15 protein-coding genes and 1 pseudogene are annotated in these 19,691 nt (G+C 73.2%); 3 read left to right on the top strand and 13 right to left on the bottom strand.

What is annotated here, in order from left to right; genetic code table 11:
• Nucleotides 1-189: 189 nt before the first annotated feature.
• The 12 genes from ACIA6T_RS28880 to ACIA6T_RS28825 form a co-directional block, all read right to left on the bottom strand.
• The gene (locus tag ACIA6T_RS28880) at nt 190-1,242 is read right to left on the bottom strand and encodes a 3-oxoacyl-ACP synthase III family protein (RefSeq protein WP_399449427.1); all 1,053 of its coding nucleotides are present in this window, start codon (nt 1,240-1,242) and stop codon (nt 190-192) included.
• A 106-nt stretch (nt 1,243-1,348) separates the two neighbouring features.
• Nucleotides 1,349-2,524, bottom strand: a complete 1,176-nt coding sequence (locus tag ACIA6T_RS28875; RefSeq protein WP_399449426.1) for a hydroxymethylglutaryl-CoA synthase — start codon at nt 2,522-2,524, stop codon at nt 1,349-1,351.
• Nucleotides 2,514-3,590 (bottom strand): hydroxymethylglutaryl-CoA reductase, encoded by a 1,077-nt coding sequence (locus ACIA6T_RS28870; protein WP_399449425.1) that lies wholly within the window; start codon nt 3,588-3,590, stop codon nt 2,514-2,516. Before ACIA6T_RS28870 ends, ACIA6T_RS28875 begins: the two co-directional genes overlap by 11 nt.
• A complete protein-coding gene (gene fni, locus ACIA6T_RS28865; RefSeq protein WP_399449424.1) occupies nt 3,587-4,666 on the bottom strand; it encodes a type 2 isopentenyl-diphosphate Delta-isomerase in 1,080 nt (359 codons plus the stop codon). Before fni ends, ACIA6T_RS28870 begins: the two co-directional genes overlap by 4 nt.
• Complete coding sequence (locus tag ACIA6T_RS28860) at nt 4,663-5,835, bottom strand: phosphomevalonate kinase (RefSeq protein WP_399449423.1); 1,173 nt, start codon at nt 5,833-5,835, stop codon at nt 4,663-4,665. Before ACIA6T_RS28860 ends, fni begins: the two co-directional genes overlap by 4 nt.
• Nucleotides 5,835-6,836 carry a diphosphomevalonate decarboxylase gene (gene mvaD / locus ACIA6T_RS28855; RefSeq protein ID WP_399449422.1) on the bottom strand — a complete coding sequence of 334 codons (1,002 nt, stop codon included), beginning with the start codon at nt 6,834-6,836 and terminating at the stop codon, nt 5,835-5,837. Before mvaD ends, ACIA6T_RS28860 begins: the two co-directional genes overlap by 1 nt.
• A complete protein-coding gene (gene mvk / locus ACIA6T_RS28850) occupies nt 6,823-7,827 on the bottom strand; it encodes a mevalonate kinase (RefSeq protein ID WP_399449421.1) in 1,005 nt (334 codons plus the stop codon). Before mvk ends, mvaD begins: the two co-directional genes overlap by 14 nt.
• Nucleotides 7,828-7,964: 137 nt before the next feature.
• Nucleotides 7,965-9,335, bottom strand: a complete 1,371-nt coding sequence (locus ACIA6T_RS28845) for a protoporphyrinogen/coproporphyrinogen oxidase (protein ID WP_399449420.1) — start codon at nt 9,333-9,335, stop codon at nt 7,965-7,967.
• Entirely contained in the window at nt 9,332-10,813 is a 1,482-nt protein-coding gene (locus ACIA6T_RS28840) for a protoporphyrinogen/coproporphyrinogen oxidase (protein WP_399449419.1), read from the bottom strand. Before ACIA6T_RS28840 ends, ACIA6T_RS28845 begins: the two co-directional genes overlap by 4 nt.
• Nucleotides 10,810-11,835, bottom strand: a complete 1,026-nt coding sequence (locus ACIA6T_RS28835) for a terpene synthase family protein (RefSeq protein ID WP_399449418.1) — start codon at nt 11,833-11,835, stop codon at nt 10,810-10,812. Before ACIA6T_RS28835 ends, ACIA6T_RS28840 begins: the two co-directional genes overlap by 4 nt.
• 268 nt (nt 11,836-12,103) lie before the next feature.
• On the bottom strand, nt 12,104-13,177 hold the full coding sequence (locus ACIA6T_RS28830) for a polyprenyl synthetase family protein (RefSeq protein WP_399449417.1): 1,074 nt from the start codon (nt 13,175-13,177) through the stop codon (nt 12,104-12,106).
• The gene (locus ACIA6T_RS28825; protein ID WP_399449416.1) at nt 13,174-14,274 is read right to left on the bottom strand and encodes a polyprenyl synthetase family protein; all 1,101 of its coding nucleotides are present in this window, start codon (nt 14,272-14,274) and stop codon (nt 13,174-13,176) included. The genes ACIA6T_RS28830 and ACIA6T_RS28825 overlap by 4 nt, the downstream gene beginning before the upstream one ends.
• A gap of 692 nt (nt 14,275-14,966) precedes the next feature.
• Here ACIA6T_RS28825 and ACIA6T_RS28820 point away from each other — a divergent pair.
• From ACIA6T_RS28820 to ACIA6T_RS28810, 3 genes are all read left to right on the top strand, one after another.
• The gene (locus ACIA6T_RS28820) at nt 14,967-16,268 is read left to right on the top strand and encodes a hypothetical protein (RefSeq protein ID WP_399449414.1); all 1,302 of its coding nucleotides are present in this window, start codon (nt 14,967-14,969) and stop codon (nt 16,266-16,268) included.
• Nucleotides 16,269-16,496: 228 nt separating this feature from the next.
• Nucleotides 16,497-17,900, top strand: coding sequence for a cytochrome P450 (locus tag ACIA6T_RS28815; RefSeq protein ID WP_399449413.1), 1,404 nt, complete (start codon nt 16,497-16,499; stop codon nt 17,898-17,900).
• A gap of 700 nt (nt 17,901-18,600) precedes the next feature.
• On the top strand, nt 18,601-18,732 hold the full coding sequence (locus ACIA6T_RS28810; protein WP_399449412.1) for a hypothetical protein: 132 nt from the start codon (nt 18,601-18,603) through the stop codon (nt 18,730-18,732).
• A gap of 575 nt (nt 18,733-19,307) precedes the next feature.
• Here the strand turns inward: ACIA6T_RS28810 and ACIA6T_RS28805 are convergent.
• Nucleotides 19,308-19,598, bottom strand: a pseudogene (locus ACIA6T_RS28805) (integrase core domain-containing protein); the annotation flags it as partial.
• Between the last annotated feature and the right edge of the window lie 93 nt (nt 19,599-19,691).

Below are 19,691 nucleotides of genomic sequence, written 5' to 3'. Positions count from 1 at the left end.
CCAATCTATACTGGGCCCCCCGGGGGGGTGGGGGGCGCCCCCCCCCCCCGCCCCCCCCCCCCCGGGGGCCCCCCCGCCCCCCCGCCGGGCCCCCCCGCCACCCATGACCTGCACACGAGCCGTTCCGCCGTCCACGGGGACGGTCAGCGTGGCCGACCGGCGCCCCATGCCCGCCGTGATCTCCTCCGGTCAGGCCCCGGTCGGCCGTGCCGGGCGGAGGCCTCGGGGCCCCCATTCGAGGAGGGCAAGTCCGGCGGCCATGCCTCCGCCGAACCCGGCCAGCAGAACGAGATCGCCCGGCGCCAGACGGCTCGCCGCGTGGTCGAGGGTCACGGGCACCGACGCCGCACCGGTGTTGCCGTACTCCCGGACGGTCGCATGGGCGCGTTCCGGCGGGAAGCCGAGACCGGCCGCCAGTTTCTCGATCATGCGGCCGTTCGCCTGGTGGGGCACGAAGTGGACACGGGGCGCGTCCGCTCCGGACGCCGGAGCACCGTGATCCTGGAGGAAGCCGTCGATCATCGGTGCGACGTGGTCCTCGACGAAGGCGCGCACGGCCCGGCCGTCCATCGTGAAGTAGTGCAGGCCCCCCGCGAGGGATTCGGGCGAGGCCGGGATCCGGCTGCCGCCGGCCGGGACGCGGATCAGGTCACGGTGGTCGGGGAACGACGCCAGGCGGGTGGCGATGACGCCCCTGCCGCGGACGGGGCCCAGGACGACGGCACTCGCGCCGTCACCGAACAGGACCGCGGTGCGGCGGTCGGCCGGGTCGAGGATGCGGGAGTAGATGTCGGCACCGACGACCAGGGCGTGCCCCGCGGTGCCGTGCAGCATCCGTTCGGCCGCGACCAGGGCGAAGACGAAGCCGCTGCACACGGCGTTCATGTCGTAGGCGGGCGTGCCGGGTGGGACACCGAGTCCGGCGGCGACCGCGGTGGCGGTCGGGGGTTGCGGGGAGTCCGGAGTGGAGGTCGCCACCACGATCAGGGAGAGGTCACCGGCCCCGATGCCGGCCGCGGCCAGCGCGGTGCGGGCGGCGGCCGTGGCGAGGCCGGAGGTGACGTCGTCGGGCTTGGCCCGGCGGCGCGCCCGGATGCCCGTGCGCTGCTCGATCCACTCCGGCGTCACCCCGGCCGGCGTACCCACGTCCTCGTTGGTGACGACGTCTCCGGGCAGGCAGGAACCGGTGCCGAGCACACCGACGGCTCCCGCGGCGGGGACAGCGGCTGAAGGACTGCTCATGTCGACTCGTCTCCAATCGGTCCGAGGGGCGCCGCCGCGCGTCGGGCGCCCGGTGCCGGTTCCGGCCCCGGAGTCCGCGCCGCCGGCGCCGGGGAACCGCTGCCGGTCAGGCCGCCTCGTAGATGCGCTGGTGGTCGCGGAGGGCCGCCAGCCGGAACGGGCCACGGGTCTGGTGGGGCAGCTCGTACCAGCTGCCGTCGGTGGGCAGGCTGTGCAGGCGCAGCCCGCGGTACGTCTCGTAGTCGATGGCCTGTCGGGCGCCGACGGCCTCCCCGTGCGCGTCGCCGCGCAGGTGTGACCGGTAGCCGGGGCGCACCCGGGTGGCGAAGAACTCGGCGACGCTGCCGGAGCCGTAGCTGAACAGGCCCAGCGTCCGGCCGTCCAGATCGGGGCAGTTCTCCAGGGCAGCGGTGAGGGCCAGGTACACGGAGGCCGTGTAGCTGTTGCCCACGGTCTCGTTGTAGCGGGTGGTGGGGGCCACGGCGTGCTGCAGCGCTTCCTCGTCCGGGCCGGCCCCGCACGTCTCCAGGAGCGCCCGGTGGGCCTTGAAGGCCAGCCGGGTGTAGGGCTGGTGGTAGCAGAAGGTGCGGAAGTCCTCCAGCGGCAGGCCGCCGCGATCCTGGTAGTCGCGCCAGGCGCCCTCGACCGCGTCGAGGTAGGCCGTGACCGACTCCTTGCCGTTGACCAGGGCCGTGGCGCGGTAGTTGGGGCGCCAGAAGTCCATCACGTCGGCGGTGAACAGGCCCGAGGGGCCGGTGAGTTCGAGCAGGGCGGGGTCGGCCGAGACGAGCATGGCGGCGGCCGCCGCACCCTGGGTGGCCTCGCCGGGGCTGTCGAGGTCGTAGCGGGAGATGTCGCTGGCGATGACGAGGACCTGCTGATCGGGGTCGCGGTGGACCAGTCCCGCCGAGAACTGCAGTGCGGCGGTTGCTCCGTAGCAGGCCTGCTTGACCTCGACGACGCGGGCGTGCGGCGGCAGTCCCAGCAGCGAGTGGACGTACACACCGGCGGCCTTCGACTGGTCTATGGAGCTCTCGGTGGCGAAGACGACGGTGCGGATGCGGCCGGGGCCGTGCCGCTGCACCAGGGGCAGCGCGGCGGCGGCCGCCATGGTGACGATGTCCTCGTCGGCGGTGGGGACGCTCATCGCCCGCTGCCCCAGGCCCTTGTGGTACTTGGCGACGTCGGTGCCGTTGGAGCGGGCCAGTTCGGTATGGGGCAGGACGAGGCTGGTGGTGCGGAAGGACAGGTCGTGGATGCCGATGGCGGTCTCAGCGGACATGTGCGTCTCCCGTGGCGCGTTCGAATCGGTTGTGGGCCTTCATCAGTTCGCCGGGGTTGGTCTGCGCGGCGAGCAGGGACAGTTCGCCGCACAGGACGGTGGCGGCGGCGAGGACGGTGAGCCGCTGGGCGTTCTCGCCGGCGGGCCGGTCCTCGCGGCAGCCGAGCCGGGTGAGGTGGGCGTCGACGAAGCCGAGGCCCTTGCCGTTGCCGACCGTGCCGAGGATCAGGTTGGGCAGGGTGCAGGAGAAGTAGAGGTCTCCGTCCCGGTCCTGGGTGTAGGTGACGCCCTGGGAGCCCTCCACGATGTTCGCCGCGTCCTGGCCGGTGGCCAGGTAGAAGGCGAGGAGCATGTTGGCGTAGTGGGCGTTGGCGGAGCGGATGCCGCCGGCCAGCAGGGTGCCCACGAGGTTCTTGTTGATGTTGAGGGCGGTGATCCGGTCGGCGGTCGTGCGCAGGTGCGACTCCACGACGTGCCGGGGCACCAGGATCTCGGCGACGACGTTCTTCCCGCGGCCGAGGATGCCGTTGACGGCGGTGGCCTTCTTGTCGGTGCAGTAGTTCGCGGAGATGGAGCCGTACCGGATGCCGGGCACGGTGGCGAGCAGATGGGCCAGCAGGGCGTCGGAGGCGAGGGTGGCCATGTTGTGGCCGGAGGCGTCGCCGGTGGCGAACGCGAAGCGGATGAACAGCAGCGGCCCGGTGATCTCGTGGCGGACCTCGAGGAGCCGGGCGTAGCGGCTGCTCGCCCGGGTGATCTCCCGCAGCCGCGGGAGGTCCTCCTGGACCGCGCGGGCCGCGGCGTGGGCGGTGGCCGCGTCGTCGGCCTCCACCAGGACCGACCGCGTCATCCGCTCGTCGACGAGGGTGGCGCGGATGCCGCCCTCGACCAGCCGGGAGATCTTGGCGCCGCGGCCGACGGAGGGCCACAGCGGGGATTCGTAGGTGGCCAGGGGCACCTCGGTCTCGGTGGTGGTGACGTTGCCGCTGAGGCGTACGGGGCCCACCCAGCGCAGGGGGACGCCCGCCGCCGAGAGGCCGGTTGACGGTTCCGCCGTGAGGGTCATGCGGTGACTCCTTTCCGCGCGGCCGTCGTCAGGCCGCGGTCGATGGCGAAGGCGCGCAGTGATCCGGTGAGCAGGACGTCGCAGTCGGCGAGCGCGTCCGTGGTGTGCGCGCCGAGCAGGGTCATGAGGGCGGTGAGCTGGTCCAGCCAGGTGGTGATGTGCCGTACGAGGGCGTCCACACCGCCGTCGAGGAGCGTGGTGAGGAAGGGGCCCGAGGCGCCGACGGCGCGGGCGCCGAGAGCCAGCGCGCGGGCGACGTCGAGGGGGTTGCGGACGCCGCCGGAGGCGAGGAGCGGCAGACCGCGGTCACGGGCGTCGAGGAGCGCGGCCGGGGTGCTCAGGCCCCAGCCCGCCAGGTAGGCGTAGTCGGGCCGCTTCCGGCGGCCGTTCTCGATGCGGGCGAAGTCGGTTCCGCCACTGCCGGCCACGTCGGCGGCGCGCACCCCGAGCGAGGCCAGCTCGCGCACGGTCCGTCCGCTCAGTCCGAAGCCGACCTCCTTGACGACGACGGGTACGTCGACGGCGGCGGCGATGCGTTCGATGCCGGTGGCCCAGTGCGCGAAGGACCGGTCGCCCTCGGGCATGACGGTCTCCTGCACGGCGTTGAGGTGGATCTGCAGGGCGTCGGCCTCCAGCAGGCCCACGGCCCGGCGGGCCTGTTCGGGGGTGGCCTCGGCGTTGAGGTTGGCCAGGACGAAGCCGTCCGGGTGCCGGCGGCGCACGGTGGTGAAGGTGGACGCCGTGTCGGGGTCCTTGAGATAGGGGCTCATGGAGCCGGTGGCGATGGGCAGTCCGGTCTCACGGGCGGCGACGGCCAGGTCCCGGTTGATCTCGCCGGTGCGCGCGCTGCCGCCGGTCATGGCGTTGATGTACAGCGGGACCGGCCACTCGATCCCGGCGAAGCGGGTCGCCAGCGAGACCTTCTCGCGGTCGGTGCCGGCCAGGGCGTGGTGCACGAAGCGCACCTCGTCGAACTGGCTCGGCCGCGGAGGCCCCCCGGGCAGTGGCGGCTCATTCCCGGCGGTGTGCTGGGCGTGGGCGAGCCGGACGTGGTCGTCCTTGCGGTGTGCGGTCATCGGATGTGTCCTCGCGGGGAAGGGGCGGCGTCGGGGACGGTCCGGTCCTCGGGACCGGGGTCCGCGCCGGCGCCGGCGGTCACGCCGAGCGGCAGGGGGGTGATGCCGGCCGCCGTCCAGCGCAGGCGCAGCAGCGCCGCGGAGCGGTGGGCCGGGAGCAGGGCGATGCCACAGTCGCCGCCGCCCGCGCCGGAGGGTTTGGCGCCGGCGCCGCAGGACTCGGCCACCTCGCAGAGACGCCGCAGGTCAGCGGTGACGATGCCGAGGGAGGTCTCGGCGTCGAGCCGGTCCAGCAGGCCGCGGGCGGTGCGCACGGCGTCCAGGAGGGCTGCCGGCTCGTCCCGCAGCAGCGCCCGTTCGGCGGCTGACACGCACTGTTCGCTGTCGTCGAGGAAGCGGAGCCGCAGCGCTCCCTGCCACTCCCGCCGGGTGGCGAGGTCGGCGACGAGCGCGGTGGTGGACGCCGGACGGCCGCTCCAGCCCACGTGCAGGGCGAGACGGGTGGGAGGCGGCAGCGGCCGGACGGCGAAACCGCTCCAGGGCTGTCCCAGGGTGTGCGCGACGCCCTGCCGCCGCAGGCCGGTCAGCAGGGCCTGCCGGTCGGGCGACCGGTAGGACACCCATCCTCGCCAGGTCGCGGCCGCGAGGTCGGCCCCCGAAGGCCCCGCGTCGATCCGGACGGTGGCCAGCAGAGCGAGCCGGAAGACGTCTTCGCGGGACAGCCGCATGCCGTAGTGGTCCGCCAGAGCCCGGACCGCCGCGACGGTGACCGCCGCGCTGGATCCCAGCCCGGTCTTGACGCCACCGCGGTGCAGGTCGCTGCGGACCGAGAGCCGGACCGGCGCCAGACCGAGCCGCCGTTCCGTCCGCAGCTGCTCGATCGTCTCCACGACCGACACGATGTGTGCCGGCACACCGCGCGCCAGGGCCGGATCCCGTCCCGGCAGCGCCCGGAGACCCTGTCCGCCGCGACGCAGCCGCACCTCGTGGCCCAGCAGATCGGAGTCGATCACGACGTCGGCGTCCTCGGCGTCCTCGGCGGCCGTGACCGTGACGGTGACGTACCGGTCGACCGCCACGACGACGGCGGGCCGCCCCGGTTCGAGGACGGCGTACTCGCCGGCCACCAGGAGTTTTCCGGGTGCGCGGCGGGTGGTCCGGGCCGCCATCAGGTGGTCACCCGCCGGAGCCTGGCACCCGGGCCGCCGCGTGCCACCACCACCCGGGCGTCGGTGACCTCGCGCATCCGGGCGGCGACCCGTTCCGCGTCCGCGGACGCGCACAGCACCTTGACGTTGGGTCCGGCGTCCATCGTCGCCCAGGCGCCCAGGCCCTCCGCGCGCAGCCGGCGGACATGGCCGAGCACCGCGTCCGTGTCGGCGGTGCGGTAGCGGACGGCGGGCCGCGCGGCCTCCATGGTGGCGTGCATGCCCAGGGCGTTGCGCTCGCTGATCGCGCCGACCGTCGCCATGTCGCCGGCGCGCAGCGCCGCGCGCATGCGGGCCAGGTCGGTGCGGCTGCCCGTCACCCAGTCCCGGTAGAGCGGGGAGGTGGCGACCGTGCGCCGCATGGCCTCCCTGCTCGACACGGGTTTGGGACCCTCGTCCAGGACGACGGCGACCAGCGCGGCGTCCAGACGGGCGTCGGTGACCGGTTGGGCGTAGGAGGCACGGTCGGGGTCGGGGGCGTCGGGGTCACCGGCGTGCCAGACGACGAAGCCGCCGAAGACGGACCGCGCGGCCGATCCGGATCCGCGGCGGGCCAGCCGGGACAGCTCCTCGGCGTCGCCGGGCAGGCCGTAGGCGTGAGCGGCAGCCAGGGCCAGGGCGGCGAACCCACTGGCGGAGGAGGCGAGTCCGGCTCCCACGGGCACGGTGTTGCGGGTGTCGACCACGGCCCGTTCCCGGCGCCCGGCGCGCTCGCGCACCAGGCCCAGGAAGGCGGTGGCGCGGCGCAGTGCCTCGCCCCGCGCGAGGACGCCGTCCATGACGACGTGGTCCTCCGCGGCGTCCGGGTCGAGCCGGACCGCGGTCGTCGTGGGGAACACGTCGAGCGTCAGCGACAGGCTGTCGGTGACGGGCAGGACCAGCCGCTCGTCGCGTTTGCCCCAGTACTTGATCAGGGCGATGTTGGGGTGCGCGACGGCCACCGCCGTCTCACCGGCCGTCATGTCCGGCCCCCTCCGGGACGGTGGCCGTCCAGGTGCGGGCGCCCGTTCGCCCGGCGAGTGCGGTGGACACCGACTCGGCGTGCGCCGCACTCGTGGTCAGGGCCACGACGCAGCCGCCGAGTCCGCCGCCGCTCATCTTGGCTCCGAGCGCGCCCGCGTCGAGGGCGGTGCGGGCGAGCGCGTCGGTACGGTCGGTGGTCAGGCCGAGGCCGGCCAGCATCCGGTGGCAGTCGGTGAGGCGCCGGCCCAGGGACGGGAGACGACCGGCCGCCAGGTCGTCGAGCGCGGCCCGGGCGAATCCGGTCGAGCGGTGGACGAACCGCGTGCGGTGGTCGGGGTTTCGCGCGAAGGCGTCCCGCAGCATCCCGACGGCTCTCCTGGTGCCGCCGCCGCTGCCGCTGTCGGCCACGACGACGTGGAATCCGGCACCCACCGACGGGGTACGGGCCCGGCCGTCCGCGAGGAGCACCGGCCGCTCGCGGCCCGTGGCCAACGCGTCGATGCCGCTGGCCATGCCGTGCGCGGACCGCTCGGCCACCTGGACCAGGTCGAAGGCATCCTCTTCGTCCAGGCCGGTCCCGCAGAGCGCGTCGAGCGCCCGGACCAGCGCGCGGGCGTTCGCCGCGCTGGATCCCAGGCCGCGGGACGGCGGGATGCGGCTGTCGAGGCGTATCTCCAGGGCGGGGGGCGCCCCGAGGCCCGCTCGTTCGGCGAAGGCCCGCAGGAGCAGCGAGAGCTCCTCGGGTACGTCTCCCGCCGTCTCCCTCGGGGTGCCGTGCGGTTCAGGGGAGACCAGACGCAGGCGGGAGCCACCGGTGCCGGGCCCCGTCGCGGGGCGCACGGTGGCCCGGCAGGTCAGCTCCGGCAGCGGGAGCGCGAGTGCCGGGGCGCCGTAGACCACCGCGTGTTCACCGAACAGGATGGCCTTGCCGTGCGCCTCGCCCGTCGCGATCCGCTGCTCCTCGGTCGTGGACGTGCAGTGCGTGGACATGATCTGCATTCCTCTCTTGCGGCGGACGGTCGGGGAGGCGGCCCGGTCCCTCGCACGGGGCGGACGGCCGGTGCGAGGGACCGGACGGGCACCGACGAGACGTTCGTTCCGCTCGCCCCGGGGCGGCGGGGCGTCGTCTAACGGCGGCCGGCGGCGACCGCGCCGGTGGTGACGACCTCGCGCACCCGCTCGGCGGCCCGCTCGCCCGTGACGAGGCTGGAGTTGGTCGCGCTGAAGGCGAGGTAGTCCCCGGCGAGCTGGATGCGCGACCGGGGGTCGAGTCCGCGGTTGAAGTCGCGCAGTCGCGCGTAGTCGCCGGGCTTGCGCAGGATGACCGCGTTCTTCCAGCGCTGCACGTACGCCATGTCCTGGTGGGCCTCGATGTGCCGGGCCATCTCCGGCCAGGCCTGCCGGTGCACCTCGTGGGTCAGCGCCTCGATCTTCTCGTCGTCGGCGTCCCAGTGCCGCATCGCCCACGGATAGCGGTAGTAGCTGGTCAGCAGGGCGTGGCCCTGCGGGGCGCGGCCGGGCGCGAAGTTGTGGTTGAAGGTGATGACGCCCAGGTCGGGGTGCTCGCGCTGCGGGAAGAGCACGCAGGTGGCCGTCTCGTCCGGGACGCGGTCGACGCCGAAGTAGACGTGGATGTCGGGTACGTAGGGCACGTTCGCCAGGTAGTCCCGTGTCGGCGGGGTCAGGCCCGGGCAGAGCCGGGCGGCCACCGGGCCCGGCAGGGCGACCACCGCGGCGGCGGCCTCCTCGGTGCGCTCGGGCTCGCCCTCCCGCCGCCAGTGCACCCGGACGCCGTCCGAGGTCTCCTCGACCTGGGTGACCTCGGCACGGGTCTCCACCTCGAGCCGGGAGGCGAGTGTCGTGGTGAGGGTGTCCACCCGGTCGTGGAAGTTGAACCAGGTGGAGTTCACGGCCGGCATCGAGAACAGGAAGTTGACCACGGACAGGTCGGGGGGCGAGTTGAAGAACATGGCGCTCATCGGGTCCACGACCCAGTCGCGGAACTGCGTGTCGAGCCGGCGTTCCGCGTAGGCGGCGGCGGTCTCGGTGTCGAGGGCGGCCGCCTCGCCCATGTCGCTGTCCCAGCGCAGCCGGTTCGCGTACTTGTTGAGGTCCGACTGCAGCCGCACCATGGCGGGAAGCGAGGTCCAGGGGAGCAGACCCGAGCGCTTGAGGTCGGTGGGCCGGTTCGCCCGCAGCCGGTGGACGCGGCCCTCGCGGCGGATCCCGACCTGGTTGTTGGTGCGCAGGGTGGTGTCCTCGATGCCGAGGTCACGCACGAGGTCGCGCATCTGCGTGTAGTTCTCGATCAGCAGGATCGCGGCCAGGTCCATGTGGTAGCCGCGGTGCTCCACCGTGCGCATCCGGCCTCCGGCGCGGTCCTCGGCCTCCAGGACGCGGACCGGGTGCCCGGCCTGCTGGAGGCGGAAGGCCGCGGTCATGCCGGCGATGCCGGCCCCCACGACGATGATCGGTTCCTTGGTGCCCGTGGTGTTCACTGCGTTCCTTTCGTCCGAGCGGAGACGGCTGGAGGTGCGTACGGCCGGGCCGGCGGGGGCGCCGCCTCCAGCCGCTCCCAGAGCTGGCGGGACACCCGCACCGCCGAGCAGACGCTGTGATGCGTGCTGGACTGGGTGAAGAAGTCGCCGCCGGCGAGCCGGACCCGCGAGGTGGCCGGCCAGGCCGAACCGAGCCGGGCGATCTCGCGGTAGTCGCCGGGCCGGCGGAAGACCACGCAGCGCCCGGGACGCATCACGTGGGTCATGACGGTGTGGTCCTCGGTCTCGGGTGTCAGTCCCACGGCCCGCAGAGCCGACCGCGCGTGGTCGACGAGCCGCTCCTCCGGCAGGTCGCGGTGGCGGTCCGACCAGGATCCCCGGAAGTGCGCCATGACCAGCCCCCGCCCCTGCGGCACCCGGCCGGGAGCGGTGTTGTGCGGCAGGATCACGCCCACGAGCGCGGGGTGTTCGGAACGCGGGACGTTGACCATCACGGCCTTCTCGGCGGTGGGCCGGTCCAGGCCGAAGGCCACGTGGACGCTGCCGGTGTACTCGACGTGCCGGAAGAAATCGCTGAACTGCCGCTGCATCTGGCCGTAGAGGTCCGGTGTCAGGGAGGCGGGCACGGCCAGCACACAGGCGTCGGCCCGCTCCGTGTGTTCCCCCGTCCCGTCCTGCGCCTGCCAGGTGACCGCGACCCCGGTGGCGCTCTCCTCGACCTGGCGCACCGTGGCGTGGTAGGTGACGGGCAGTTGGGCGGCGAGGAGCCGCGGCAGCAGTCCGACCCCGCCGCGGAAGGTGAACAGGCCGCCGCCCCCCAGCAGGGAGTTGAGCAGCATGAACGGCGCGACGGACGAGGTGCGTTCGACGTCCTGGAGCGAGGCGAGCATGCACAGGGGGTCCAGCAGGTGGTCCACCGTGCCCGGCCGCAGCCCGCGGCGGACCGCGTATCCGGCGACGGACTCGCCGTCGTGACGGGCCGCCGCGGACATGTCGTACCAGTCCAGCGAGCGCCGTACCCGCAGGTGGTCCAGCATCAGCTTGGGCAGGTCGGACGGGAACGGCGCGAACCGCAGCAACCCGGTGGCCATGCGGGGCAGGGAACCGACCCGTACGTGGTGCACCCGCCGGTCGCGCATCAGCCCGACGACGTCGGAGGAGGGCAGCAGCCGGTCGCCGACCCCGGCCAGCTCGGCGAGCCGCAGCATCGCGTGGTAGCGCCGCGACAGCAGGGAGGCGCCGGTGTCGACGAAGAACCCGCCGCGCCGCACGGAGCTCATCCGGCCACCGACGTACTCCGGCCCGGAGCTCTCCAGTACGGTGACCCGGCAGCCGCGGCGCTGCAGGAGGAAGGCGCTGGTGAGGCCGGCGATGCCCGCGCCGACCACGACGACGTGCGGGCGTCCGCGCAGGGGTGGCCCGGCTTCGCGCGACGCCGTGGGGAGCGTGCCCTCCGGGTCGGTTCGGCCGCCGGTCACGCGGGGACCTCCGAGCGGGGCTCGTCCCGGTCGTAGCGCCCGTGCCGCAGGTACCACTCGACGTGGTTCTGGAAGCTGAGCAGTCCGTCGGCCCAGGTCCTCAGGGCCGCCTTCTCAGCGACGGTGTAGGGGCCGCCCGTGCCGGTGGGACCGCCGGCCTGCCGCAACGCCCGTTTCAGCGCCGTCACCCGCTGCTCGATGCGGTTCAGGGTCTCGGCGGCGGCGTCCTGGAGCGACATGCCCTCCAGGCGGTGCAGCAGGACCACGAGGTTGTAGGCGTCAGGGCGGTCCAGTTCCTTCGACACCGAGCACAGGTCGTTGATCCAGGAGGCGATGTCGGCCGCACAGCCGATCATCTCGGTGTACTCGGGGGTGCCGTAGAAGCGCGCCGGCAGCCGCACCGACTCGGCCTGCTCCACGAAGTCCAGCAACGGCAGCACCGGCCCGGTGTCACGGCGCAGCGCGATGTAGGAGTCGACGCCGGGCAGGACCCCGCGCGCCCGGTAGTCGGACTCCACGACCAGGGAGGTGAAGTAGTCGTCCAGGTGCGCGAGGAGTTCGCCGAACTGCACCGGCGCCATGTGCTGCGCGGTCCGCTCCAGCAGGTCCGCCAGCGCGCGCTGGAGGGCGTCCTCGGGGGCGGGCGGCGGCTCGTGGTGCCTGGCGGCGTCCACCAGCCGCCTGAGCGGGGCCGCCGCCCGGTCGGCGGCGGCGGCGCTGGCGCCCGCGGCTCCGTCCTCGAAGTGGTCGTCGAGGTTGAAGTACCACATCGTCCACTGGGTGATCAGTACGCGGATACCGGTGTCCGCGCGCGGATAGCCGTGGCTGACCAGCTCACCCGCGCACAGGCGGCGCAGCGGGTGCCGGGGGTCGCCGGAGTCGATCAGTCCCAGGCGCCTCGCCCACTCCGCCCCGCCGGTTTCGACGGCGGCGATGTCGCCGGGGTCGCGTGCGGGTGCGGCGGGGAAGGGCCATCGGGGCAGGACGGTGTCGAGGACCGGGTCGGAGACCGGGCTGTGCACGATGTCTCTCCTTTCCCGGCCGTGGGCCGGGTGGGTGCCGGCCCACGGCCGGGCGCGGCAGGGACGGAAAGAGCGGCCGGGGCGTCCACCGGCCGGGGCGGACGGCAGGGCTGGACCGGCCGGGCGGGTCGGCGGGCCGTTCGCGCGCGGAAGGGCACACGGTGGCGTGCCGGCCGGACGGTGGTGCGGTGGTACGCGGGCGCGGCGTGTCGTCGGCGTGCCCGCCGGACGGCGGTGCGCTGGTGCGCGTTCCGCCGGGGCGCCGCCGTCAGTGGTCGCGGAGGGCCAGCCACGCGGCGAGCGCGCGCAGCGGACGGGTGCCGGAGGCGGGCAGGCCGGTGGCGTCGAGGTGGTCCAGCGCTTCGGCCAGGTGCCGGCGCGCCAGGCCGCCGGCCCGCTGCCGCCCTCCGGCACGCTCGACGAGGGAGGCGGCACGCCGGAGCATGCCGGCGTCGTCCGAGGCGGGGTCGCGGGCGTAGAGTTCGGCCAGCTCGGCGGCCTCCGGCGTGTCCGACTCCAGGGCGGCCACCACCGGCAGGCTCTTCTTGCGGGCGTGGAGGTCGGCGCCGGCCGGTTTGCCCGTCGTCCGGGGGTCGCCCCAGATGCCGAGCAGATCGTCGACGTGCTGGAAGGCCAGGCCGAGGGACCGGCCGAAGGCGTCCAGTTCCGCCGCCGGCCCCTCGTCGGCCCCGCCCGCCAGGGCCCCCATGCGGCACGCGGCACCCATGAGCGCGCCGGTCTTTCGCGCCGCCATGGTGGTGCACTCGGTGAGGGACACCTCGGTCCGTTCCTCGAACCCCATGTCCTCGAACTGCCCGCCGATGAACTGCTGCACGGCTTCGTTCAGCGAGGGGACAGCCGGGGAGTCCGGGGTGTCGCGGTGGACCAGGGAGACCGCCAGGGCGAGCATGGCGTCCCCGGCCAGCAGTGCGTCGGCGACGCCGAAGGCGCGCCAGGCGGCGGGCCGGTGCCGGCGCATGTCGTCGCGGTCGATGATGTCGTCGTGCAACAGCGATGAGTCGTGGGCGAGTTGCACGGCCGCGGCGCAGTGCGCGCCGGTTCCGCACGGGGCGCCGAGGGCCCGTGCGGAGAGCAGCGCGAGGGCGGGGCGTACGGCCTTGCCCCAGCCGTCGGTGACGGGCCGGCCGTGCGCGTCCCACCATCCCAGGTGGTAGCCGGCGACGACACGTGCCTGCGGGTGCAGGGAGTCCACCGCTTCCCGTAGCACCGGGTCGGTCACCTCCCTGGCGTGGTGGAGCCACACCTGCGGGGCGGCGTCGGCGGCGGGGGCCGTGCGGGCGCCCGTTGCCGTCGCCGTGCCGGTGGCCTCGGCCGCGTTCACAGAGCCGCTCCCTTCGTGGCGGAGGCGGCCGGGAGCCGGGTCGTCCAGTGTTCGTGGCGGGCCAGCACATGGCGGAACAGGGCGGTCAGGGTCTTGACGGTGCCCGCCTCTCCCCCCGCCCGGTTCAGCGTGTGCAGGGCCTGGTCGAGGTAGCGGCGGGCGGCCCGCTCGGCCGCCTCGCGCCCGCCCGCCTCCTCGACCAGGCGAGCCAGCGAGGCCAGTTCGGCCTCGGCAGGGGTATCGGTGACGCTCAGCCGGGCTGTCAGCCGGGCGCCGGCCTCGGTGCCGGAGCGCAGCGCGGCGATGACGGGATAGGTCCTCTTGCCGCTGCGCAGGTCACCGTGGGCGGCTTTGCCGCTGACGGCGGGATCTCCCCACAGACTCTCGACGTCGTCGGCGATCTGCCACGCCACTCCCAGGTCCCGGGCGGCGGAGCGGAGCATGCGTGCCACCGGCGCGGGGGCGTGGGCGAGAAGCGCGCCGACCTCGAGGCAGCCGCCGAGGAGGCCACTGGTCTTGGCGCACACGGCCAGGTAGTCACCGGTGTCCACCTCGTCCACCGGGCAGCCGTCCAGCTCCAGGTCGGCGGCCTGCCCCTGGATGATGTCGTCCACCGCCGCCACCATCACCGCGGTCGCCGGCTGCCTGGGGGTCCCGCGGACCTCGGTGATGACCCGGAACGCCTGGCCCAGCAGCGCGTCGCCCGCCAGTACGGCGGGCCCTCGTCCGAAGACCACCCAGGCGCTGGGGCGGCCGCGCCGCAGTTCGTCGGCGTCCATCAGATCGTCGTGCAACAGGGAGAAGTTGTGCACCAGTTCGACGGCGACCGCGCCGGGCACCGCGGACGCCGTGCTCGCGCCGAACGCCCGCGCGGCGAGCAGGGCCAGCGTGCCGCGCAGCATCTTTCCGGCGTGGCCGTCGGTGGGCGTGCCGTCGCGGCGGCACCAGCCCAGGTGGTAGGCGCTGATGCGCGCCAGCCGGGGGTGCAGGCTCTCGACCGCGTTGCGCAGGGCGGGAAGAGTGGCCGCTCTGCACTCGGCCAGGGTCTCCCTGACGGTGTCCGCGGCCGGGGCGCCGAGGACCTCTGCCTGGTTCATGGACGTCGTCTCCACTCCCACTGGTCGGGTCATGACGGGTGCGGCGTGCCGGCCCGCGGCTGCTCCGGGCCGTTCTGCGGTGAGACTTCGTGCGGCGGCCGCGGGCACCGGGGCGCTCGCGGCCGGCTTGCGCGGTCGTACGGGGGAGCCCGGCCCGGTTCCGGTGTCGGCGGAGCAGGCGGTTCCCGTGGGCGCCGCGTCGTTCTCCGTGCCGGCCTCCGAGTGCCGGTTCTGTGCCGGGGGACGGGGAAGCGCGCCGCGCGATCCCCGGGGAACGGGTTTCGCTATTCGAGGAGACGAATTCCCCGTTCCGCCGACACCTGAAGTCAAGCAGCGGCCGCTTCACGGCGCCAAGGGCTTTCCCGGGTTCCGGTGTCCCACGGGTCGTTCATTTGTGAAATTGTGAATGTGCGGCCCGGCGCACGGTTCTCCGCCGTGCGGCGGCCGCATTCCGGCGATTCGAGCAGAGTGGCTGAAAATAATCGGTTACCTGTTTAGCGAATGCGGTTACACGACAAGCGGTCCTCCGTCCCGGGATGGGGTTCGACGGATGGGCGCAGCATTATGACAGTCCCGGTTGCAGAGTCGTTACCGGCGGATTCCGCTTCTGCTACCGAAATGTGCTCGGAAGGGTCGTCATGTCACGCAGTCATCCGAATCAGCAGCTGAAAAGGCTCATGAGGGAAGCGGATATGTCGGGCGAGACGCTGGCCCGGTCCGTCAACCTCGCCGCGGCGGAGAACAAGCGGGTGCTCCGGTACAACCGCAAGTCGGTCGCCGGATGGCTGGCCGGCTCCCGGCCCCCGGCCCCGGTGCCCGCGCTGGTGGCGGAGATCCTGACCCGGCGGCTCGGCCGGCGGGTCAGCGTCCAGGAGACCGGACTGGCCCGGGTTCCCGACGAGCCGACGGACGCGTTGCGCGCGACCGGCGGCAGCGGCCGAGACGCGCTGGCGATGCTGACCGCGGCGGACACCGGTCCGGAGACCAGGGCGGCGTTCCGCGCACTTCCCTTCCGCCCGAACAGCGCCCCTCCGGTCTGGACCGAGTCCGAGCCGAGGCCCGCCGGGGGCGACTGGCGGCTCGGCCCGGGCGATCTGGCGGCCCTGACGCACACCATCACGTACTACGCGGAGACCATCGACACCTACGGCGGGGCACACGGACGCACCGCCCTGGCCACCTATCTGGCCACGGACGGGGCCGCCTTCCTCGCCGCCCGGACCGACCGGCGGACCCACGCGCTGCTCCTCGGGAAACTCTCCCGGCTGACCCATCTGCTGGCCCGCATGTCCGCGGACTGCCGGCAGAACGGAACGGCCCAGCAGTACTTCCACGTGGCCGCACAGCTGGCCGTCGAGGCAGGCGACCGCACCCAGTACGCCGTCACCCTGCGGGCGCTGAGCGCGCAGTCCGGCCAGCTCGGGCACCGGAACACGGCGGTCGCCCGTGCGGCGTGGTCGGCCGCGCCGGAGGACGCTCCGCCGCCCATCCGGGCGTACCTGATGAGCCACCTGGCCGTGGTGCACGCGACGGCCGGAGACGAACGCCGGTCGCTCGCGGCGCTCTCCGACGCGATGGCGCTGCACGGCGGACAGGACGGCCCCTCCGCGCCGTTCAGTGGCTACCCCATGGCCGCGTTGCACTACCAGCGGGGCCATGTGCACGAGAGCCTCGGCGACTTCGCCGCGGCCGGCCAGGCCCTCGCCGCGTCCCTGCGCCACCGGCCGCCGAGCGCGCACCGCGCCCGCGCGCTGACACTCGCCAAACTCGGCGGGATCCATCTGCGGGAAGGACGGCTGGACCGTGCCTGCGCCTCCGTCCACCAACTGCTCGACCACTACGGCCGGATCTGCTGCCCGCGCACCGCCGACCGGCTCGACGACCTGCGCATCAGGCTGCTGCCCTACGCACGGCGGCCCGCCGCGCGGTCGACCCTCGGCCGCCTGGACGGCTACACCAGGTACCAGAACTCCCCGGAGCGCCTCGCGGTGTGAACGGCGCGACGCCCCGGGTGACGGACCGCCGCCCAGGCGGCGCCTGCCCGCGCTACGGCACACAAGCGCACAAGCGTGGGCCGCGCAGGACGGACGCGAGCCGGGCGCCCCTGTCGGACGGCGAGCGGCCCGGCGTGCAATGGACGCAGAGGCCGGCGGTCCGACGGCTCCGCGGGAGCCGGTCCGGCCACCGCCTTGCACGCCGAGCCAGGGAAAGGGACGCCAGGGATGGAGACGAACGCGATCGAGGTACCCACTGCCGACGGCCTGCCGCTGCTGGGCTCACTGCTGGACCTGAGGCGAGACCCGCTGGGCGCGTACGAGCGCGCCCGGAGCGAGCACGGTGACGTGGTGCGGATCGTGTCCGGGCCGCCCGGACTGCGCACGACGATCCACTTCGTCTTCTCCGCCGCGGGCGCCCAGCAGGTGCTGGCCGGCCAGTCGGCCAACTTCCGCAAGGACGACCGCTTCTCGCTGGAGATGCGGCAGACCTTCGGCAACGGCCTGCTCAGCAGTCTCGACGACGACCACATCAGGCAGCGCCGCCTGCTCTCACCGCTGTTCACCAAGAAGCGGGTGGCGGAGTACGCCACGACCGTGTGCGACGAGGTCGACGCCCTGTGCGCCGCGTGGGAGGCCGATCCCGGCCGGCGGCCCGACCTCAACGAGGACATGAGCCGGCTCACCGTGAGGATGATCACCCGCATCCTCTTCGGCGCGGACGCGGAACAGGCGGAGGACGTGGTGCGCCACTGCATGCCCGTGCTCGGCACGTACACCCTCCGGCGCGGCCTCATGCCGCTGAACCTGCCCCGTTCCTTCCCCACACCCGCCAACCGCCGGGCGCGCGCGGCCCAGCGGGAGCTGCACGCGCTGTGCGACCGTCTGATCGAGCAGCGCCGGCGCGGCGGCGCCTCGGACCACGAGGCGGGGACCGACCTGCTGACCCTGCTCATCAACGCGCGCAGCGACGAGGACACCCCCCTCACCGACGAAGAACTGCGCGACCAGGTGCTGGTCTTCCTGCTGGCCGGCTCGGACACCACGGCGACGTCCCTCACGTTCACCATGTACCTGCTGGCGCGGCACCAGGACGTCCAGGACTCCGTGCGCGACGAGGTGCGCTCCGTCCTCGGCGGACGCCGCCCCACCCCGGCGGACCTGGACGAGGTGCCCACGGTCGAGCGGGTGCTCAAGGAGGCCATGCGCCTGTATCCCGCGGCGCCGGTCCTCATCCGCCGGGCGGTGCGGTCGACGGTCGTCGACGGGCACGCGATACCGGCGGGGGCCTACGTATACGTGTCGCCCTGGGTGACGCACCGCCACCCTTCCTACTGGCCGGACCCGCAGCGGTTCCTCCCCGACCGCTTCCGTCCCGAGGAGGAGAGCCACCGGCCGCGCTACGCCTGGTTCCCGCTGGGCGGCGGCCCGCGCTCCTGCATCGGCAACCACTTCGCCATGCTGCAGATGAAGCTCGCGACGGCGACGCTGCTCCAGCGGTACCGCTTCGCCGAGGCGCCGCCGCGGGTTCCCCTGGAGGTGGGCGTCACCATCCGGGCGGCGCGGGCCGTGGAATGCAGCCTGTCCCCGGTCGGCCACGTTTCCGCGGACATCCTTCCCCGGCCCCGCTAGCCCCGCTCTTCAGCGAGACGGTCCACCGACGTGGTCGGTGGACCGTCTCGCGTTCTCCGGCCGACAGCGGCAGGTGGGGGCCCGGGTGCCGTCTCGGGTGGCCCCGTGACCGCCTGCTCACCGGACTCCGGTGCCCGGTCGGCGTCGCCGTCCACGGGCCCTGCCCCCTGTCCGCTCCGCCGGCGCCGACGGAGCGGATATCGCCGTCGGCGGTCGGCCGGAAGGCCGAAGCGGGCAGGAGCCGGTCCGCCGCACCACCCCAAACGGACATTCGTGAATCCCGGCGGGACGGCCCTCCGGATGGACAGGACCGCAAACAGGCACCTTGCCTGCTTTTTTCACGTGCGGACGGTGCCCGGGAACATGACCGGTCGCGGGCAGCCAAACCCGACCGTTTCTGGTCAATCATCCCTCCCGGCCGCTATCACTTGTATCGCCCTTGGGGCTGCCTTAGCCTGTTGCTTACTGTTTCAAATGGACCATCGCGTCAAATATGTCATGGTGGGATGGGCGTAGATCATCCATTACGATGCGCGGCGCATCCCCTCATTCGGGCACTCGATGAGAGGCAGAAATGGGTAACGTCTTTCTTTTTACGCGAGAGCTGAACGGGTCGCGCGGTGAATTACCGTCCGCCGCCCTCGCGGTGGCGCGGACAGAAGTCGTTCTTCCTCGTCGTGAGAAGTCCGAGTTCGGCCCCATGGGACCGCTCGCCACCGACGACCCCTTCACCTGGATGCCGTGGAACCCTCAGGAGGACCCGGGAGAGGACGAGGAACAGCAGCCCTCCGTTCCCCGGAACCCCGAGGGCGCGGTGTGCCTATCGCCGTGAGAACCTGTCGCCGGCTCCCACCGGGACCCGCCCCACAGGGCGTGATCACCGGCGAACAGGATCCACTTTCGCCAGGACCCCAGGGGCCGCGGCTCAGGGATGTCCCGGAAGACGGTCGGCCTCCGGCCTTCGACCGCGAGGACTGCAAGGCCCGGCACGCGGTCGAGTGAGGGATCAACCGGCTCAAGCGCAACCGGGCGGTCGTCACACGATTCGACGAACTCGCGGTCCGCTTCGAGGCCACCGTCCTGATTGCCGCACCCAGAAGACCAGGGTCCGTCTTCAGGGATCATGCGGGTGGTGGATCATGGTGTGGTGGTACGTCGTCATGAACTCACTGAACCTCTTTCATCCTGTGCTGGCGGGTGAAATGGGCTGGTCAGCGGGCGTGGTGACGAGGCAGGGCCCCTCGTCGTCGGCGTGGTGATTCCACTCGGCACACCGGCGATCGAAGGGGGGAGGCTCCGGTCTGTAGGTTGGCCATGCTGTGGTCATCACCGGACACTATGTGGTCCACGTCCGTAGCCTCTGCCCCATACAAGGGGGTCTGATGCAGGTTCGGGTGACAGGTTCGGTCACGCGGCCTGGAGAGCCGACGTGGTCATGACGGTCTCGAATTCGATGGGGGTCAGCCGGCCGAGTGAGGCTTGTCTGCGGCGTCGGTGGTAGGTCCGCTCGATCCAGGTCACGATCGCGATCCGGAGTTCTTCGCGGGTGGCCCAGACACGGCGGTCGAGGACGTTCTTCTGCAGCAGGCTGAAGAAGGACTCCATGGCCGCGTTGTCGCCAGCGGCTCCGACTCTCCCTATTGATCCGGCCATCCGGTGGCGGTCGAGCGCCCGGACGAATTTCCGGGAGCGGAACTGACCGGGTTCAACCAGTGGATGCAACACCGGCTTATGTGATCGATAGTAGATGGTCGTTGAGGGCTTCGGCGGGTGTCTTCCAGCCGAGGCTCT

The sequence above is a fragment of the Streptomyces sp. NPDC051740 genome (genome assembly GCF_044453165.1).
Lineage (GTDB): Bacteria > Actinomycetota > Actinomycetes > Streptomycetales > Streptomycetaceae > Streptomyces > Streptomyces atrovirens.
The sequence above is the reverse complement of the archived record's forward strand: the minus strand, read 5'-3'. Positions and strand labels throughout refer to the sequence as shown.

What these genes read in the sequence shown, in the direction of transcription:
- ACIA6T_RS28860 (WP_399449423.1), bottom strand. Translation starts at nt 5,835, where the DNA reads ATGGCGGCCCGGACCACCCGCCGCGCACCCGGAAAACTCCTGGTGGCC.
- ACIA6T_RS28880 (WP_399449427.1), bottom strand. Translation starts at nt 1,242, where the DNA reads ATGAGCAGTCCTTCAGCCGCTGTCCCCGCCGCGGGAGCCGTCGGTGTG.
- ACIA6T_RS28820 (WP_399449414.1), top strand. Translation starts at nt 14,967, where the DNA reads ATGTCGGGCGAGACGCTGGCCCGGTCCGTCAACCTCGCCGCGGCGGAG.
- ACIA6T_RS28875 (WP_399449426.1), bottom strand. Translation starts at nt 2,524, where the DNA reads ATGTCCGCTGAGACCGCCATCGGCATCCACGACCTGTCCTTCCGCACC.
- ACIA6T_RS28870 (WP_399449425.1), bottom strand. Translation starts at nt 3,590, where the DNA reads ATGACCCTCACGGCGGAACCGTCAACCGGCCTCTCGGCGGCGGGCGTC.
- mvaD (WP_399449422.1), bottom strand. Translation starts at nt 6,836, where the DNA reads ATGACGGCCGGTGAGACGGCGGTGGCCGTCGCGCACCCCAACATCGCC.
- mvk (WP_399449421.1), bottom strand. Translation starts at nt 7,827, where the DNA reads ATGTCCACGCACTGCACGTCCACGACCGAGGAGCAGCGGATCGCGACG.
- ACIA6T_RS28810 (WP_399449412.1), top strand. Translation starts at nt 18,601, where the DNA reads ATGGGACCGCTCGCCACCGACGACCCCTTCACCTGGATGCCGTGGAAC.
- ACIA6T_RS28815 (WP_399449413.1), top strand. Translation starts at nt 16,497, where the DNA reads ATGGAGACGAACGCGATCGAGGTACCCACTGCCGACGGCCTGCCGCTG.
- ACIA6T_RS28825 (WP_399449416.1), bottom strand. Translation starts at nt 14,274, where the DNA reads ATGAACCAGGCAGAGGTCCTCGGCGCCCCGGCCGCGGACACCGTCAGG.
- fni (WP_399449424.1), bottom strand. Translation starts at nt 4,666, where the DNA reads ATGACCGCACACCGCAAGGACGACCACGTCCGGCTCGCCCACGCCCAG.